18 protein-coding genes are annotated in these 16,560 nt (G+C 50.9%); 3 read left to right on the top strand and 15 right to left on the bottom strand.

What is annotated here, in order from left to right; all coding sequences use genetic code 11:
• Positions 1 to 86: 86 nt before the first annotated feature.
• The 11 genes from mltG to cymR form a co-directional block, all read right to left on the bottom strand.
• Positions 87 to 1,130 (bottom strand): endolytic transglycosylase MltG, encoded by a 1,044-nt coding sequence (mltG, locus tag OHJ21_RS00285; RefSeq protein ID WP_326117916.1) that lies wholly within the window; start codon positions 1,128 to 1,130, stop codon positions 87 to 89.
• Between the two features lie 94 nt (positions 1,131 to 1,224).
• Positions 1,225 to 1,536, bottom strand: coding sequence for a DUF1292 domain-containing protein (locus OHJ21_RS00280; protein WP_174819256.1), 312 nt, complete (start codon positions 1,534 to 1,536; stop codon positions 1,225 to 1,227).
• Positions 1,536 to 1,838, bottom strand: coding sequence for a DUF1292 domain-containing protein (locus tag OHJ21_RS00275; protein WP_071222779.1), 303 nt, complete (start codon positions 1,836 to 1,838; stop codon positions 1,536 to 1,538). Before OHJ21_RS00275 ends, OHJ21_RS00280 begins: the two co-directional genes overlap by 1 nt.
• A 17-nt stretch (positions 1,839 to 1,855) precedes the next feature.
• Positions 1,856 to 2,269 (bottom strand): Holliday junction resolvase RuvX, encoded by a 414-nt coding sequence (ruvX, locus tag OHJ21_RS00270; RefSeq protein ID WP_100535780.1) that lies wholly within the window; start codon positions 2,267 to 2,269, stop codon positions 1,856 to 1,858.
• A 12-nt stretch (positions 2,270 to 2,281) separates the two neighbouring features.
• On the bottom strand, positions 2,282 to 2,542 hold the full coding sequence (locus tag OHJ21_RS00265; protein ID WP_006208869.1) for an IreB family regulatory phosphoprotein: 261 nt from the start codon (positions 2,540 to 2,542) through the stop codon (positions 2,282 to 2,284).
• Positions 2,543 to 2,759: 217 nt separating this feature from the next.
• On the bottom strand, positions 2,760 to 5,387 hold the full coding sequence (gene alaS / locus OHJ21_RS00260; protein WP_486019139.1) for an alanine--tRNA ligase: 2,628 nt from the start codon (positions 5,385 to 5,387) through the stop codon (positions 2,760 to 2,762).
• A 421-nt stretch (positions 5,388 to 5,808) separates the two neighbouring features.
• Positions 5,809 to 6,876 carry an AI-2E family transporter gene (locus tag OHJ21_RS00255; RefSeq protein WP_100535778.1) on the bottom strand — a complete coding sequence of 356 codons (1,068 nt, stop codon included), beginning with the start codon at positions 6,874 to 6,876 and terminating at the stop codon, positions 5,809 to 5,811.
• Between the two features lie 157 nt (positions 6,877 to 7,033).
• Positions 7,034 to 7,243 (bottom strand): hypothetical protein, encoded by a 210-nt coding sequence (locus tag OHJ21_RS00250; protein ID WP_100535777.1) that lies wholly within the window; start codon positions 7,241 to 7,243, stop codon positions 7,034 to 7,036.
• 11 nt (positions 7,244 to 7,254) lie between these two features.
• Positions 7,255 to 7,776: a PRC-barrel domain-containing protein gene (locus tag OHJ21_RS00245; protein WP_009592754.1), complete on the bottom strand. Its 522-nt coding sequence runs from the start codon at positions 7,774 to 7,776 to the stop codon at positions 7,255 to 7,257.
• A 139-nt stretch (positions 7,777 to 7,915) separates the two neighbouring features.
• Positions 7,916 to 9,061 carry a cysteine desulfurase family protein gene (locus OHJ21_RS00240; RefSeq protein WP_394057269.1) on the bottom strand — a complete coding sequence of 382 codons (1,146 nt, stop codon included), beginning with the start codon at positions 9,059 to 9,061 and terminating at the stop codon, positions 7,916 to 7,918.
• 14 nt (positions 9,062 to 9,075) lie between these two features.
• Positions 9,076 to 9,495, bottom strand: a complete 420-nt coding sequence (gene cymR, locus OHJ21_RS00235) for a cysteine metabolism transcriptional regulator CymR (RefSeq protein WP_071222772.1) — start codon at positions 9,493 to 9,495, stop codon at positions 9,076 to 9,078.
• 299 nt (positions 9,496 to 9,794) lie between these two features.
• Here cymR and mnmA point away from each other — a divergent pair, with 299 nt between their 5' ends.
• On the top strand, positions 9,795 to 10,904 hold the full coding sequence (gene mnmA, locus OHJ21_RS00230) for a tRNA 2-thiouridine(34) synthase MnmA (RefSeq protein ID WP_326093786.1): 1,110 nt from the start codon (positions 9,795 to 9,797) through the stop codon (positions 10,902 to 10,904).
• Between the two features lie 74 nt (positions 10,905 to 10,978).
• On the opposite strand, the gene nrdG is transcribed toward mnmA, so the two are convergent.
• From nrdG to OHJ21_RS00210, 4 genes are all read right to left on the bottom strand, one after another.
• Positions 10,979 to 11,482 (bottom strand): anaerobic ribonucleoside-triphosphate reductase activating protein, encoded by a 504-nt coding sequence (gene nrdG, locus OHJ21_RS00225; protein WP_100535775.1) that lies wholly within the window; start codon positions 11,480 to 11,482, stop codon positions 10,979 to 10,981.
• Positions 11,479 to 13,713, bottom strand: coding sequence for an anaerobic ribonucleoside triphosphate reductase (locus OHJ21_RS00220; RefSeq protein WP_100535774.1), 2,235 nt, complete (start codon positions 13,711 to 13,713; stop codon positions 11,479 to 11,481). Before OHJ21_RS00220 ends, nrdG begins: the two co-directional genes overlap by 4 nt.
• Positions 13,714 to 13,947: 234 nt before the next feature.
• Positions 13,948 to 14,484 (bottom strand): PCYCGC motif-containing (lipo)protein, encoded by a 537-nt coding sequence (locus OHJ21_RS00215; RefSeq protein WP_100535773.1) that lies wholly within the window; start codon positions 14,482 to 14,484, stop codon positions 13,948 to 13,950.
• 50 nt (positions 14,485 to 14,534) lie between these two features.
• A complete protein-coding gene (locus OHJ21_RS00210; protein ID WP_100539272.1) occupies positions 14,535 to 15,842 on the bottom strand; it encodes a replication-associated recombination protein A in 1,308 nt (435 codons plus the stop codon).
• Between the two features lie 239 nt (positions 15,843 to 16,081).
• Here OHJ21_RS00210 and OHJ21_RS00205 point away from each other — a divergent pair, with 239 nt between their 5' ends.
• Positions 16,082 to 16,363 (top strand): hypothetical protein, encoded by a 282-nt coding sequence (locus OHJ21_RS00205; RefSeq protein ID WP_486019138.1) that lies wholly within the window; start codon positions 16,082 to 16,084, stop codon positions 16,361 to 16,363.
• 41 nt (positions 16,364 to 16,404) lie between these two features.
• Positions 16,405 to 16,533 (top strand): hypothetical protein, encoded by a 129-nt coding sequence (locus tag OHJ21_RS00200; protein WP_272868173.1) that lies wholly within the window; start codon positions 16,405 to 16,407, stop codon positions 16,531 to 16,533.
• The last annotated feature ends 27 nt before the right edge of the window (positions 16,534 to 16,560 follow it).

Raw genomic sequence — 16,560 nt, 5'->3', positions numbered from 1 at the left:
GAGGTTGTACAACAAGACTCTTCTGAGTACAGCTGGATCTCTTCCTTGTCTTCTCAGCGTATCAGGGACTTGCTCAACACGTAATATTATTGTTGTGCCATCTTCTTGCTGGTCTCGATATTCTTCAAGTGCTCTTTATACGTTTTGGCAAACAGATGCTCTTGTGTACCGTCTTTCTTTGTCACATAGAATAAATAATCGGATTTCTCCGGATTCAGGGCAGCCTGAATGGATTCCAGGCTCGGGCTCGAGATGGGACCGGGCGGCAAACCCTTTTGACGATACGTGTTATACGGGCTCTCAACCTCGAGGTCGGCATAAAGCAACCGTTCCTTCGGTTTATCTAACAGATATTGAACCGTGGCATCGATTTCCAGCCTCATATCCTCTTCCAATCGATTATAAATAACGCCGGCCACCAGGGCGCGCTCCTGATCTGCAACCACTTCGCGCTCCACCAGTGAAGCGATGGTCATGAGTTCATGGAACGTTACGCCGCGAGCCTCCAATTGACTCTCCCAACCCGGAATATCGGCCAAACGTTTCTCCGTTTCTTTCAGCATCGTTTCGACAATGCCTTTTGCCGTGATATCCTTCTTCGGCAATTCATAGGTCGCAGGGAACAAGTATCCCTCGAGATGATGCCTGAGATGTGCTTCTTGGGGAATTTCTCCCGCAATCGGAACATCCCAGCCGGTAGGCTGATCCACAACTTTCAGAAATTCCTTCTCATCGATTCCGCTCTCTTTCGCGATGGTCTCTGCCATCTGAAGGATCGTATACCCCTCAGGGATCGTGAAACGAACCATCTCCTCGGGCTTCACTTCGCCTTTGTTCATCTTCGATAACAGTTCCTTGAACGGAGTGCCTGGGGTTGCCTCATAGGTCCCTGCCATCAGACGGCTTCCTTCCCCGCTAAGCTTTAAATAACCTTTAAGTATAAGGGCATTCTTGATCAGTCCCTTTTCCTCAAGCAGATCGGCGATAGAGGACGTGCTCATGCCGGACTCCACGGTGAATTCGACAGGAGTTTCCGAGCTTTGAACGGGCTGTAAACCATTCCATACGTAGAATACGGCCCCACCCGCAACTAGGATCAGGACCAATACTGCTATTGCCAGTTTCTTCAATCTACTCATCCCTTCACACCAAAAGGGGCGGACAGCTCCGCCCCTTCCTGAACTTTCATTTGAAAATTAAGCATGTGCTCCTGCAGGAGAGAACTTAATCCTCGTCTCCTTCGGGAAACGTCAGCTCATCATAGAGCTCCGACACATTCTCCCATTCCTCGTCGTCATCAATGGTTGCCAGCTGCAATCCGCCGTCCTCGCCCTTGACGATACGGAGCACCTCGTACTCCTCATCAGTTCGATCCGGCTGAACCAGAATGGCATACCCTTGACCATCCACTTCAAATTCGGCGGCAATATCATAAACCTCGATATGGCCTTTATCGTCCTCAAGCTCTACACTCTCACCGAATGCTTCCTTAAGTACTTGGGTCCATACGATATTCTCAACCGAAAAATCAGACATCATTCGTCTCTCCCGTCCAGCTCTTCCACGAGCGTATTGAAGGTTTCTTCAACAATGGCCCATTCTTCATCGTCTTCAATCATAAACAATTTCAAGTCGTCTCCGTCTTCCTCATAACGGAAGGCGTAGACCTCGTCTGTCTCTTCGTCGGCAGACTCCCTTGGTACGACCATCATATATTTAGCATCCGAGCCATCCACTTCGAATTTCATGATGACTTCGAATTCTTCCTCGTTGCCTTCATCGTCGGGAATATAAATAATTTCCGGTTCTTCTTCCATACCAATATGCTCATTAGCCATTGTAATCACCCTCACCTTTACCTTTTAGAATCCAAGTAGTTTTGCAAAATCAAGCTTGCCGCCATTTTATCTACAACCTGTTTTCGCTTCTTTCGGCTGACATCGGCTTCAAGCAATGTCCTTTCAGCGGATACTGTTGATAGCCGTTCATCCCAAAGGTGAACGGGTAAGGATAGGGACTCTCGCAATGTACTTGCGAATTCCATGCAGATTTCGCCCCGCGGACCAATCGTGCCGTTCATATTTTTAGGCAAGCCGACCACAATTTCACCGACCTCGTTGTCTTTGACGAGGGTGGCAATTCTGTCCAGTTCGCCTTCATCACGGCGGCGCTCGATAACTTCAACCCCTTGGGCCGTCCATCCGAACGCGTCGCTTATGGCAACACCGATTCTGCGGTCCCCGTAATCTAATCCCATGATCTTCTTCATCCCTGTGTGCTCCTAACGGTGACTGGCTAAATAGAACCGGACCAGTTCTTCAATCAATTCATCTCGCTCTTTTTTCCGGATCAAACTTCTGGCATTATTGTGCCGAGGTATATAAGCGGGATCCCCGGACAAAAGATACCCTACGATTTGGTTAATCGGATTGTATTCCTTCTCTACCAGCGAATCGTATACCGAAAGTAGAATGTCCTGGGCGGAAGCCTCCTTTTCATCACCTTTTACATTGAACTTGACTGTCTTATCCATGGAGTCCATGTGTGACACACCTCGCTTCTTCAAAGAACATGTTTACCATGCTTCGTCGAATAAATATTTACCAGCTTGATCTAGTTATATCATAACATAATCCTAAGTCTCTACGGAAATCGAAAGCGAAATATTTAGAGAGTGTTCCAAAAAATTCAGGATTGTGTACAGCAAAATGTTGGATCCCGCTTACTATGGCTTGCTGTACACAATCTGGACAAATCTGTTACACGCCCTGGGCTATGAGATCCTCAGCATGCTGCAGCGCCTGGGCTAGTTTGGAAGCATCCTTGCCTCCGGCTTGCGCCATATCAGGACGGCCTCCGCCGCCTCCGCCGCATATCGAAGCCACTTCTTTCACAAGCTTGCCGGCATGATAGCCCTGCTTCACCAGGTCCTGCGGAACGACTACGACGAAATTCACCTTGTCGCCCGCTTTGGAGCCGAGCACCAGGATGGTCTCCGGCAGCTTGCCCTCCAATTCGTCAGCAATGCCGCGGAGTCCGTCCATGCTGCCAGCCTGTACTTCAGCTGCAAGCAGCGACGTGTTCCCGACCTGCTTCACTTTATCGGTCAACTGGCTAGCCTCAATTGCTCCCAGTTTGCCTTGCAGGGACTCGTTCTCCCGGGCAAGATCCTTCACCTGTTGGTTCAGGCCCTCGATCCGCTTCGGCACGTCTGCAAGATTGCTCTTCAACAAGCCGGCGGCTTGCTTGAGCAGGTCCATTTGCCCCTCCAGATGCTCATAAGCGTAGCGTCCCGTTACGGCTTCAATGCGGCGAACGCCGGAGCCGATGCCGCTCTCTCCAAGCAGCTTGAAGATTCCGATCTGGGAGGTATTGCCTACATGGCATCCGCCGCACAGCTCAATGCTGTAATCCCCGACCTGGACAACACGGACGATGTCCCCGTATTTCTCGCCGAACAATGCCATGGCACCCATCGCCTTCGCTTCGTCAATGGCCTTGCGCTCGATAACGACCGGAATGCTCTTCCATACCTGTTCATTTACGCGGCGCTCAATATCGGCGAGCTCCTCCTGCGTAATGCTGCCGAAGTGGGAGAAGTCGAAGCGCAGACGCTGTGGTTCAACAAGGGAACCTGCCTGATTGACATGATCGCCCAGCACTTCCTTCAAAGCTTTATGCAAAAGATGTGTGGCTGTATGGTTCTTGACAATATCATTGCGCATGGCGGAGTCCACCTGCGCCTTGACCGTATCGCCCACTTTAAGCTCGCCGAGCTCCACGGTTACGAAATGCACATGCTGTCCATGCGGAGCCTTGAAGAGACCTTCCACTCTGGCACGAACGGATCCGCCTTCCAAAATCCCCTGATCGCTGACCTGGCCGCCGCTTTCGGCATAGAACGGGGTCACGTCCAGAATGACCTGACAAGTCTCGCCTTCACTGACGCTGTCTGCGAAGCTGTCACCGGAAACAATGGCGAGCACTTTAGCCTCGCTGACGGTGTCATTATATCCAACAAATTCACTTTTAACCGTATAATCGGAAAGAACGCCGCCTTGGACCTTCATGCTTTCCGTTTCATGACGAGCCGCACGCGCACGGTCACGCTGTTCCTTCATCGCGGCATCAAAGCCTTCACGGTCCACGGTCAATCCGTGTTCGGACGCATAATCCTCCGTTAAATCAAACGGGAAGCCATACGTATCATACAATTTGAAGGCGTCGCTGCCGCTGATTACCGATTTGCCCTGCTTCTTCGCTTCTGCGCTGACGTCAGCCAAAATGTTCAAGCCGTCAGAGAGCGTTTTGTGGAACTGTTCTTCTTCCGTTGCAATGACCTTTTCGATAAAGGCGCGCTTCTCAACGACCTCTGGGTAGTATACGCCCATAATATCGCCTACGGTTCCGGTCAAAGTGTACATGAATGGTTTGTCCAGCCCGAGCACCTTTCCGTAACGAACCGCACGGCGGAGCAAACGACGGATGACATAGCCGCGTCCTTCGTTGGAAGGCAGCACGCCATCGCCAACTGCAAATGCAACCGTACGGATATGATCTGCAATGACTTTCAGCGCGATATCGTATTCCGTCTTCTCATTGTATTTAACGCCGGCAAGCTCTGCCGTCTTCTGGATGATCGGCTGGAACAGGTCGGTATCGAAGTTGGACGCCACGTTTTGCAGGATAGAAGCAAAGCGCTCGAGCCCCGCACCCGTATCTATGTTCTTGTTCGGAAGCGGTGTGTAGCTGCCGTCCTTGTTGTGGTTGAACTGGGAAAATACAAGGTTCCATACTTCGAGCCAGCGTTCATTCTCACCGCCAGGAAACATTTCGGATTCCGGAGCATCCGTGTCGTATCCTTCTCCACGATCATAGAAAATCTCGGTACAAGGTCCGCACGGTCCTTCGCCGATATCCCAGAAGTTATCTTGCAGCTTAATGATGCGTTCCTTCGGGAGACCGATTTTTTCGTTCCACAATTTGTAGGCTTCCTCGTCTTCCGGATACACGGTAACGGACAGCTTCTCCGGATCGAATCCGATCCATTTCTTGTCCGTCAGGAATTCCCAAGCCCAGGTGATAACCTCTTCCTTAAAGTAATCCCCGATGGAGAAGTTGCCTAACATTTCGAAAAATGTATGGTGACGACGGGTTTTGCCGACATTCTCAATATCATTGGTCCGAATGCATTTCTGCGAGTTCGCAATTCTCGGATTTTCCGGCTTCACACGCCCGTCAAAATAAGCTTTGAGCGGAGCCATGCCTGCATTAATCCAGAGCAGGGACGGGTCATTGTGCGGAACAAGCGATGCACTTGGCTCAATATTGTGGCCTTTCTCTGCAAAAAACTCTAGCCATTTGGAACGGATTTCACTAGCTTTCATCTCTACACTTCCTCCAGTCATAATATAGGGCCCGGATCACTTGGCTCCGAACACAAAAAACGCCCCTGAATTGAATTCAGGGACGATGTTCTCGCGGTACCACCCTGGTTATCGTCCATTCATCCTCCAGCAGGGTTCCCCTGGAAAAGCATATGTGACGATCGCCTCGTAACAGCTGGATAACGGGAGCCACCCGGTGAATTTGAATCACACTCAAAAATTAGCATTCGGCTAAGGTTCACTTCCAGGTTCTCGCAGCCAGCCGGAAATTCTCCGGGCAGGAACCTGTTCTCTGGGCAAGGTACGCAAAGCCTACTCGATTTTCTCATCGATTTGTACGGTTATAGGTTTATCATTTCAAGTATATATAGGGTGAAACTATCTGTCAATGCATGAACATTGCGACTACAGACTGGAGCCCTCAGCCGGATTTCCTTCTGACATAATAAGCGAAAAAATGCTGCAGCAGCACTTTGATGACGGCAAAGACGGGAACAGCCAAAATCAAGCCCACGGTACCTGCGAGCTGACCGCCGACAAGGAGTGCAAAAATGATCAGGAGCGGATGCATATGCAGCTTTTTCCCCACCACTTGGGGTGAAATGATGTTGCTTTCCAGCGTCTGGCAGATCATATTGACCACCACCACCAGCAGCACCATCTTCCAGGAAATCGTGGATGCCATCACAATTGCTGGAGCCGCCCCGAGAAAGGGACCCAAATACGGAATGATGTTAAACACCGCCACGATGCTTGCCAGCAGCAGTGCGTACGGCATGCCCACGATCATATACCCCACATAAGCCAGTACGCCGATGATTAAGCATACCAGGAATTGTCCGCGGACATAATTTCCAAGGGCCATGTCAATCTCTTTAAGCAGCGTGACAATCGACTTCCGGCGGCTCCGCGGCAGATAGGATACGGCGGTCCGCTGGAACACCTCAAAATCTTTTAATATGTAGAAGATCAAGAAAGGAACAATTAACACGTTAAACAGAATATTAATCATGTTGCCGATATTGTCCATGAAATCCGAGATTCCCCCGGCCAACCTCGATTCCATCTGCAAGAACCAGCTGTTGACGCCTGTCCTTACTCCCGGAGGCAGGAGCCTGCTGTCCAGATTGGTCATCAGACTTTGGGCATTCATCGTTAATTCAGGCAGGTGCTCGTTGAGCTCCTCCAGCTGCCGGATCAGCATCGGAATCATGTTAATTAGAATGACGGCGAGCGACGTCAGAAAGACGGCATAGATGAGCAGCACCGCCATGCTCCGCGGAACTTTGCGGTCGGAGAGCATGCATACAACCGGATTCAACACATAAGATATGATCATGGCAACCAGAAATGGCGCCAGGACAGCCTTGAGAAATCGATAGACATCCAGAAACAGCGGACGCAGCAGCCAGACAAAGTAAAGAGAGATGAGTCCAAGCATTAACCATACCAACAATCGAAACCATTTGTTCTCGGTCAGCTGTTCCACACAGGCACCCTCCTTTTTCGAAAGCTACCCTGTAGTATATGTACAAGCTTCCAGAAATAAACTAACATTTCCGCCGGCCAAAATGAAAAAGACTCCTGCGCTTCAGCCGTACAGGCCTTCAGCAAGGAGTCGTTATCTTACAATATGTACGCGTTCTTTAGGAAGACGCGTGCATAGGAGGGAAATCCGGCTGCATGTCATCACCGAAGAACAAATCATCCAGCGAGCTGAGTGTGCCGTCCTCTTCTACCTGGTATACGGACATTTTCTCTCCGTTGACTGTCAATTCGATAAAGCAACCCCAGCAATAAAACTGGTGGGAGCCGATTTTTCCGATATCTTTGGAACTACAGTTTGGACATTTCATCCTACCTCACCCTATCCGTTCACAGAATTAATGGCTTTTTCCAGACGCTGTTCGCTCATCGGAGGTACCATGACGGCACTTTCGCCGATAGCCATTTCCGCTGTGCAAGGCAGCCATTTGCGACCTTCGATCAAATCCGAGACAAATCCATCGGATATTTCCAACCCTAGTATTGTATTGCCCTGTTCCTGCTCAAAATAAACATCCGATATACGCCCGAGCAGGACACCATCCTCTGTCAAGACCTGCATCTCTTTCAGTTTGCGCTTGCCCAAAAGGTACGTAAGCGGTATATCATTGGCGCCCAGCTTGCGGACAGCCTCTTGGCTCCGGATCATGACGGCATCTTCCCCGTACGCTACGATATCTTCCCATGAGACGCTTTTCACATGCGAGGAAAACAAAGCCTTGCCTTCCAGCTCCAACCCGGTAATCAACCAGTTCTCATCTAGTATAAAATCGTGGATTTTGCCGATTTCCTTACCGTTCTCCACGTCGAATACAGCCAGTCCAATCATTTCTTGAAGTTTCATATACAGTGGACACCTCCTCATCCTTCATGGTTTGAAATCAGCCGCCGGTCAAAATTTCGTTAGCCTGACGGGCCATTTCCAAGGATGAAATGGACGAACGCATACCCCCTATTCCCTAGAAGGAGAAATCCCTTAACATCTATTTACGTAACCGATTAAGGATGGTTCCAATTTTTTGGGCAGTGTACTCCATTTCTTGAGTAGTATTACCCAAACCGAAACTAAAACGAATCGCGGAGCGCAAAACAGGATCAGAAAGTTTCATTGCTTGGAGTACATGGGATATTTCCAGAGATCCCGACGTACAAGCCGAGCCGCTTGCCGCCGCAATTCCTTCCATATCGAGGTTCATCAGCATCGTCTCCGTATTGGCACCGGGAAAGCTGATATTTAGGATGTGAGGTAGGTAATGTTCCGAATTTCCGTTGATCACAAAAGCATCCTCGCCAATCTCCTGACGAAGCCCTTCAAGCAGCGTCGATCTCAGCTCACGATAATGCTGGATCCGCGCTTCCATATTCTTAACGGTCCATTCCACTGCTGCTGTAAAACCGGCGATTCCAGCCATATTCTCTGTTCCGGCACGACGTTTCTTCTCCTGCAGCCCTCCGAACAGACGTGGAGATACGCTGAGTCCTCTGCGGACAACCAAGGCACCGACGCCTTGGGGCCCGTTGATTTTGTGGGCGGAAAAACTCCACATATCCACCGGCAGCTCGCGGCAGTTGATCGGTTCCGATCCCAATGCCTGAACAGCATCGGTATGGAATACGATGTCCCGGCTGCGGCAGAGCTCGCCGATTTCGAAAATCGGCTGAACGGTGCCTACTTCATTGTTGCCATACATGATGGTGACCAGCACCGTGTTGTCCTGAATCGCGCCCGCAATGTCCTCCACAGAGACACGCCCAGTAGAGTCGACGGGGACATAGGTAACCTCGCAGCCCCGCCGTTCCAGCTCATGACATGTATGAAGCACCGCATGGTGTTCAACCGCCGACGTAATCACATGCTTGCCCTTCACGCCAAGCGATTCCAGCAATCCAAATATAGCCAGATTATCGCTCTCGGTTCCGCCTGCGGTGAACACCAGCTCGTCCGATTGGCATCCTAAAAGGGACGCAATTCGATCACGCGCCCCGTTCACGATCTTCTTCGCTTCCCGTCCAAAAGCGTGAACGCTTGAAGCATTGCCGTATTGGCTTGTCATCACATTCATCATCCGCTCGGCAACCTCCGGATGTACCGGGGTTGAGGCGGCATGATCCAAATATACTGATCTCATATCCGTCGTCACCCTTAAATGTAGAACATATAGTTGTCTGCAGCAGACTGTTCCTGATAGTTGATCAGATAGTCCAGCGTCGTGGAATCCAGCACTTCAGCGATGCTGTCGCGGATACGAAGCCATAGATCCCGCTTCGCCGGATCGTCCTCTTCCGTGAAATCCACAGGGGATATCGGTCCTTCCAGCACGCGGATGACATCTCCAGCCGTTATGGATGCCGGATCACGGGAAAGGATATATCCTCCGTATGCGCCGCGGATGCTTTTGACCAGACCCGCATTCCGCAGCGGTGCGATCAGCTGCTCAAGATAATGTTCCGACAGCTGGTTCTTCTCAGCAATGCTCTTCAGCGAAGTCGGCCCTTCCCCAAACCTGGCGGCCAGCTCCATCATAATCGTTAATCCGTATCTTCCTTTTGTTGATATCTTCAAAGGTGACACCTCTTTCGGCAATTTGTATATTATGTCCATCCTGTACATGAATTGTAGGTGGCGGGTGAGCGACAAATACGGCGTAATCCACACGTGAAGCGGCTTATCCTGTGTTTTTCTCCGTATTCCGATCATTACCCTCAGCTTATGGTAACATATCCTGAACCTCAATGGGTAATATTCCAATCGGAAACCTGAAAAATGTTCACCCTGAGTGGACAAAATGAAACGTGTGAACCTTGTTCCAATATGTTAAAATACCTCCATGGGCACAATTCAATATGAAAATGGTGATAACGATGTCAAAAGAAAAACATAACACTCGTATCGTTGTCGGCATGTCGGGAGGAGTCGACTCCTCCGTAACAGCGCTCCTGCTCAAACAGCAGGGCTATGAAGTGATCGGCATCTTTATGAAAAACTGGGATGATACCGATGAGCTTGGCTACTGCACAGCTGAAGCGGACGCTGAAGACGTGCGCCGCGTGTGCGAGCAGCTCGACATTCCCTACTATACCGTCAATTTCGAGAAGGAATACTTTGATAAAGTATTTTCCTATTTCCTCGATGAATATAAAGCCGGGAGAACGCCGAACCCCGATGTCATGTGCAACCGTGAAATCAAATTCGGCGAATTTCTGAACAAGGCCATGGATCTGGGAGCCGACTACGTGGCTACCGGCCATTACGCCCGCGTCATCGAGGAAGACGGACAGTACCGGTTACTGCGCGGCGTCGACAGCAACAAGGATCAAACCTACTTCCTCAATGCGCTGAGCCAAGAGCAGCTCTCCAAGGCGATGTTCCCAATTGGGCATCTGCCGAAACCGGAGGTTCGCCGACTCGCTGAGGAAGCCGGACTGTACACCGCCAAGAAAAAAGACAGCACCGGCGTTTGCTTCATCGGCGAACGGAATTTCAAAGAATTTCTTGGACAATACCTCCCCGCCCAATCCGGCGATATGGTGGACATTGTCACCGGCGAAGTGAAGGGCCGTCATGATGGTTTGATGTACTACACGCTGGGACAACGCCAAGGTCTCGGAATCGGCGGATCAGGCTCCGGAGAGCCTTGGTTTGTTGCCGACAAAGATTTAACTAACAATATTCTGTACGTTGTTCAAGGCGATCATCCGAGTTTGTATTCAACCGGACTCGTTGCCTCCGGAATCAACTGGATTGCAGGACAAGACGCTATGCCCAAAGACGCCTACACCTGCACCGCGAAATTCCGCTACCGTCAGCCGGATCAGGAAGTTACGATAACTCCGCGCGAAGACGGAACCGTTCATGTCGCTTTTGCGAAGCCGCAAAAAGCAATCACGCCGGGACAAGCCGTTGTCTTCTACCAAGGGGACGACTGCCTTGGCGGAGGAACGATCGAAACGGCGGATAAAGTTCCATATTAATCCGCTGGCCTGAACGAAAAGAGCACACACTTAACACGGAGGAATCCGTAAAGTGTGTGCTCTTTTTTTACCTGCTAGCGAAGAACATATTCTACCGTTTCTCCCCGTTCTAGGCTGACGGCTACGTCAATGAAACGCTGATTGGAGCTGCCTCGAAAGGGAAGCGAGACATCCCTTAACTCCAGCTGGAATTTGCCATCCACGATTACATCGCACTGCATCGCCAATTCGCGCAGCTTCGGCTGCCTCAGCAGCGCTTCAAAGGTGAAGCCCGTGTAGGCCCATACACTTTTCCCGGGACAGAGGGTTCTGAGCTTGCGTACAAATACCGTGCATTCCTCCGGCGAGAAGAACGGGTCTCCACCGCATAAGGTCACGCCATCCAGCAAGGGGTTGTCGATGATATCCTGCAGGATGGACGCGGACAACTCTTCTGTAAACGGCTCCCCCGCTTCAAAGTCCCAGGAATCTGTATTAAAACATCCGGCGCACGCATGACGGCAGCCGCTCACGAATAGAACTGCCCGAAGTCCCGGACCTTCATTGATGCTCTCGGGAATGTATCCGCACACATTCACAGATGCTTCACCCGATCCCTGACCTCAGCCTGCTTGGCCGAATTGAAGCGCTCGGTATAATTGCCCGTTAAGTATCCCGTCACTCTCCGCAGCCGCTGGAAGTTTCCATCCGCCTCCAAGGCGCCGCATCCAGGGCAAGCACTTCCGATAATCCCTTCGTAGTTGCATGCCGGACAACGGTCGACGGGATGGTTTACAGAGAAATATCCAATGTTCTGCTTCAGCGCAAACTTCACGATGTCCTGAAAAGCAGCCGTATTCTGCCTTGCGTTGCCGTCCAGCTCCACATACGAAATCGCTCCTGCATTACACAGCTCATGGAAAGGAGCTTCGGAACGGATTTTGCGGTACGCGGCCATCGGATAGTACACCGGAATATGAAACGAGTTCGTATAATATTCGCGGTCTGTCACACCCTCGATCACCCCGAAGGTTTGCCGGTCCAGCTTCGTGAATTTTCCGGACAACCCTTCTGCCGGCGTGGCAAACAACGTGATGTTCAGGTTATATCTTTCACTGGCTGCATCGCAAAACTGGCGCATATGCCGGATGATCTCAATTCCCAGAACGCGACTGTTCTCATCCTCTCCGTGATGCAGTCCGGTCAACGCCTTCAGGCATTCGGCCAGCCCGATAAATCCAAGCGCCAGGGTACCGTGCTTAATCAGTTCGCGTACCTTGTCCTCCGGGGCCAGGGTTTCGCCGCCTTCCCACACGCCTTCCCGCATCATAAAATCCGACGCTTTGGCCGGTTGGTCGGCCTGCAGCTCGTAACGGTGAATCAAACCCTCTACCGCAATGGTCATATACTGATCCAGCTGCTCATAGAAGAGATTCAGGTCAGGCATATCCCGTTTCCCTTCGATGATGCCATGCTCAATGCCGAGACGAACCAGATTGATCGTATTAAAGGATAAGTTGCCTTTGCCGCTCAGGCGGTTTCGCCCGAACCGGTCTGAAATTGTCCGTGTCCGGCAGCCCATGGTGGCAATAATCGTGTCTGGCTCGTCCGGGTTATAGTAGACCAGATTAAACGACGCATCCACATTGACAAAATTCGGGTAGAGCCTGCGGCTGGAGCACTCAACGGCTTTCAGGAACAGATCGTAATTGGGCTCCCCTTGCGCCTGGTTAACCCCTTGCTTGCACTGAAAAATATGCTGCGGAAATATCGGCGTCTCGCCGCCGCCGAGCCCTTTCATCGTGGCATCCAGCAAAGCGTGGGATACCAGCCTACCTTCGGTTGACGTGCACATGCCGTAGTTCAGCGATGTAAAGGGAATTTGCCCGCCGGCCCGGCTGCTCATCGTGTTTAAATTATGGATCAGGGATTCCGCAGCCTGCTTTACTTCATTTACCGTTTCGTTATATGCGTAGTGATATATTGTCGGGTACATGTCCTTCAGTAGCCCATTGTCTATGTATATTTCGTTATCCTGAAGAGCTCGTTCATATGACCAATCCTCTCCATGCTCCGCTTCCCCGAAGTAGGCAAGCCCTTTGCGGAAATGCCGACGAAACGATTTGCCGACATACGGCGCCAGATCCCAATCGATTTTATTTCCGGACACGCCGCCGAATTGACTGTTCTGCTGGGATTGAAAGATGATGGCCACCAGCGCCATCGCGGTCATGATGCTCTGCGGCGGCCTGACCGATCCGTTACCGGTATTGAAGCCCTTGGCCAATAGACGGTCAAATGGGATGAAAATGCAGTTCGTCGTTCCGAGTGCATACTGGTCCAGGTCGTGCACGTACACATAGCCATCCCTCACCGCTCTCATGAGTTCTCCAGGCAGGATGAATTTGCTTGCCATCCATTTGGCGTACTCGGAGCCGATCCGACTCATTTTTCCACTGAAGGATTCTCCGTTCAGATTTGCATTCTCCCGGAGCAGATCCAGATTCGTTACCCCAATCACATCCCTGCTGATCTTGTAGAGTTCTCCCCGCCGCATCCGCTCCAGATCACGGGTTTCCCTGTAATGTTGATAAGCTGACGCCACCTTTGCGTATCCTGTACTTTGCAAATGCTCGACAACGATATCCTGAATTTCCTCCACGCTCACCTGTTCCATACCCGCGGTGGCATGAGCAACCTCATCCCCAATCCGCAAGGAGGCTTCCTTGCGGGAAGCACCCTCAACCGCAATAAATGCTTTATCCACCGCCTCCACGATCCGGCTTATCTCAAAATTCACCAGGCATCCGTCTCTCTTCATAACTTTCATGAATATAATCAACTCCTCGTCTACATCTCATCAACATACTATATATAGTTTTATTTTATTAATTTACATCCATATATAGTTTAATGCTGTGAGATAGATCACGCTTATTAATCCGAGAAACGGATCAGGCGATTCCTGAAAACATCCAAGAAGGGCCTGATACCCAACAGCAAAAAGGCACTCGAGCGATCATATCGATCACATCGGGTGCCTCTTGGTTTAGCTGCAGTAGGATTAACTTTCGGCAGGCGGCATCGGGGTTGGTGTCGGCTTAGCATAACCTGTGCTGTATTTTTCGTCGATTGCGATCCGAATCTCCATCAGACTCTTGCCCTCGCTGCTCATTTTGGCAGATTCCACGGCAATGTCCAAGCAAACCCCGCAGCGGGTGCCATGATCGTCCCACACCACGCTGCCGTCCTCCTGAATCTCATCAATAAAACAGTTCAGGTTGCTCTCATGACCGGCACTGTCCCCGCAGCCGCAATAACAAGGAATATATTTCAGGACATCACTCACCTGGGCGGATAATGCATAGATCGTTTGGAGCTCGCTGGTCTGGCTCTTCAAAAAGGCAGGCAGCTCGTCTATCGAGGCCGTCGCCTCCTGGATATCCCCATTGGACAGCTGGGTCTGATGCCCATGCTCATGCACGGCCTCGGCCTGTCCATTGGAGACCTGTTCCGAAGCGCTTTTTCCCGAGCAGCCGCTCAGCACCATGCCGACGGACAGCAGCAGGATGGCAAACCGTTGTTTCCCTGTTTTCATCATTCATTTCCCCCATTTGCGCGGCCGTAGTTACCATTCATGTTAATACGACCCTATTCTTCGCGTCGTAATCGCTGATTATGTGCGATCTTGGCTTCGTTCCCCTGCTCCGTCGCCTGATAGAACACCCGGCGGGAGAGCTCCTTCGGCAAATATTCCTGCTTGACGTAATGGCCCGGATAATCGTGCGGATACTTATAGCCGACATGTCCCAGCTTCACCGCCCCCGAGTAATGCGCATCACGCAGATGAAGCGGAACCTCTGCCGATTTCACTTCATCCATGGCGGACATCGCCCGGGATATGGCTGACACAACGCCATCGGATTTCGGGCTCTCCACCGCAAACAGGATGGCCTGGGCAATGTTAAGCTTGGCTTCCGGCCACCCGTTGTTCCGGTAGGCATCAAGTGCACTCACCGCCTGCACCATCGCTTGCGGATTGGCAAGTCCGATATCCTCGCTGCTGGCAGCAATCAAACGGCGGATGAACACCATCGGGTCCATCCCCAGCTTTTCGACCGCATACAAGAACCAGAACAAGGCCGCATCGCTGGAACCTCGAATGCTCTTATGAAAGGCGGATAGCACGTCATACTGCGTGGACTCGTCCGCCTTGACGAGCGGCTTGCGGATCGATTCCTCGGCCACTTCGAGCGTAATATGAACCGTACCGCCTGCATCAGGCGGGGTCGTCATCGCCGCCAGCTCAAGCGCATTCAGTGCACGCCGGATATCCCCGTTCGCCATGGTTGCAATATGCTCCAATGCTTCCTCATCGGCCTGGAGATCCATGAAGCCAAGACCTTTATCTGGGTCGGATAGCGCGCGCAACATGGCGATCATGGAATGGTTCTTAGTCAGCGGCTCAAGCTGGAACAAGGTTGAACGGCTCATCAAGGCCCCATTTACGTAATGAAAGGGGTTCTCTGTCGTCGCGCCGATAAATATAATCGTCCCGTTCTCCACGGCAGGCAGCAGCGCGTCCTGTCTTGAGCTGTTAAAGCGGTGAACCTCATCCAGAAACAGGATCGTTTTGGTGCCGTACAGGCTGCGGTTGCTTTGGGCTTGCTCGATGACTTCCCTCACGTCCTTAACCGAGGCTTCCACCGCATTCAGCCGAACGAAGTACCCCTTCGTTTGCTGTGAGATAATATGGGCCAGCGTTGTTTTGCCGCATCCCGGCGGCCCGTACAATAAAATGGAAGAAACCTGGTCTGCCTCTATGGCCCGTCTAAGCAGCTTGCCCGGACCGATAATGTGTTCTTGTCCTATATATTCATCCAGCGACGAAGGGCGCATCCGATCGGCCAGCAGCCGGGAATCACGGTCCCCTTCACGCCCGATACTGAATAAATCCATTGCTACACTTCCTTGTCTGATATCAATGCAAAGATAGCCGGTTTCAATCAAATCCGTCAGCCTCTATCATACCATATTCGATTTCGTTATGCCTGTAGCTAGCCTATGAGATCCAATCTGGTGATTCGAATAATCCATCGATATTCGCTGCTCGTTTAACATGATAACCAACTTTTATCTTTCCAGAGCGTTCAATATTATAGGAGACTATAGAGAATCCTTATCCAAGGAGAGTGGCTATGACAACTCGCAAGAAGTCCAAACGTAATTTATCAAACGGGGCTATCAATATGGGGATCAGTTTACTTGGACTCTATACCCATGTTAACCATAACAATCTATTAAAAGAGATCTTTGGGCCCGAATACCTCGACGATGAGAGACTCGCGATAAACCTGCTGTATGCCATCCTCATCTTGCAGTTCCTGGTCGGCCTTTATGCCTTCACTCGTTCATCCATCATTCTCTATAAATATAAGCAGGGCATCCGAAATGAGGAAGAGGACGAGGTTTCATTATAAACGTATCACTCGAATACCACGCACGAAGGGAGGCTATTGAATTGAAACGAAAGCCTATGCGAAAAATGACACTCTTCATCATCCTGGCAACTGCAGGTTCCATCCTCGCTGTATGGACTTTGATCCGGTTTATCGAAAATCTGGGCTCTTCCTACCAAATGCTTGGTTAAGCACAAGCACAACAAAAAGACCCGCAG

Source organism: Virgibacillus sp. LDC1 (genome assembly GCF_025792345.1).
Lineage (GTDB): Bacteria > Bacillota > Bacilli > Paenibacillales > Paenibacillaceae > Paenibacillus_AQ > Paenibacillus_AQ lautus.
The sequence above is the reverse complement of the archived record's forward strand: the minus strand, read 5'-3'. Positions and strand labels throughout refer to the sequence as shown.

What these genes read in the sequence shown, in the direction of transcription:
- OHJ21_RS00280 (WP_174819256.1), bottom strand. Translation starts at nt 1,536, where the DNA reads ATGTCTGATTTTTCGGTTGAGAATATCGTATGGACCCAAGTACTTAAG.
- OHJ21_RS00275 (WP_071222779.1), bottom strand. Translation starts at nt 1,838, where the DNA reads ATGGCTAATGAGCATATTGGTATGGAAGAAGAACCGGAAATTATTTAT.
- ruvX (WP_100535780.1), bottom strand. Translation starts at nt 2,269, where the DNA reads ATGAAGAAGATCATGGGATTAGATTACGGGGACCGCAGAATCGGTGTT.
- OHJ21_RS00265 (WP_006208869.1), bottom strand. Translation starts at nt 2,542, where the DNA reads ATGGACTCCATGGATAAGACAGTCAAGTTCAATGTAAAAGGTGATGAA.
- alaS (WP_486019139.1), bottom strand. Translation starts at nt 5,387, where the DNA reads ATGAAAGCTAGTGAAATCCGTTCCAAATGGCTAGAGTTTTTTGCAGAG.
- OHJ21_RS00250 (WP_100535777.1), bottom strand. Translation starts at nt 7,243, where the DNA reads ATGAAATGTCCAAACTGTAGTTCCAAAGATATCGGAAAAATCGGCTCC.
- OHJ21_RS00245 (WP_009592754.1), bottom strand. Translation starts at nt 7,776, where the DNA reads ATGAAACTTCAAGAAATGATTGGACTGGCTGTATTCGACGTGGAGAAC.
- OHJ21_RS00240 (WP_394057269.1), bottom strand. Translation starts at nt 9,061, where the DNA reads ATGAGATCAGTATATTTGGATCATGCCGCCTCAACCCCGGTACATCCG.
- mnmA (WP_326093786.1), top strand. Translation starts at nt 9,795, where the DNA reads ATGTCAAAAGAAAAACATAACACTCGTATCGTTGTCGGCATGTCGGGA.
- OHJ21_RS00220 (WP_100535774.1), bottom strand. Translation starts at nt 13,713, where the DNA reads ATGAAAGTTATGAAGAGAGACGGATGCCTGGTGAATTTTGAGATAAGC.
- OHJ21_RS00215 (WP_100535773.1), bottom strand. Translation starts at nt 14,484, where the DNA reads ATGATGAAAACAGGGAAACAACGGTTTGCCATCCTGCTGCTGTCCGTC.
- OHJ21_RS00210 (WP_100539272.1), bottom strand. Translation starts at nt 15,842, where the DNA reads ATGGATTTATTCAGTATCGGGCGTGAAGGGGACCGTGATTCCCGGCTG.
- OHJ21_RS00205 (WP_486019138.1), top strand. Translation starts at nt 16,082, where the DNA reads ATGACAACTCGCAAGAAGTCCAAACGTAATTTATCAAACGGGGCTATC.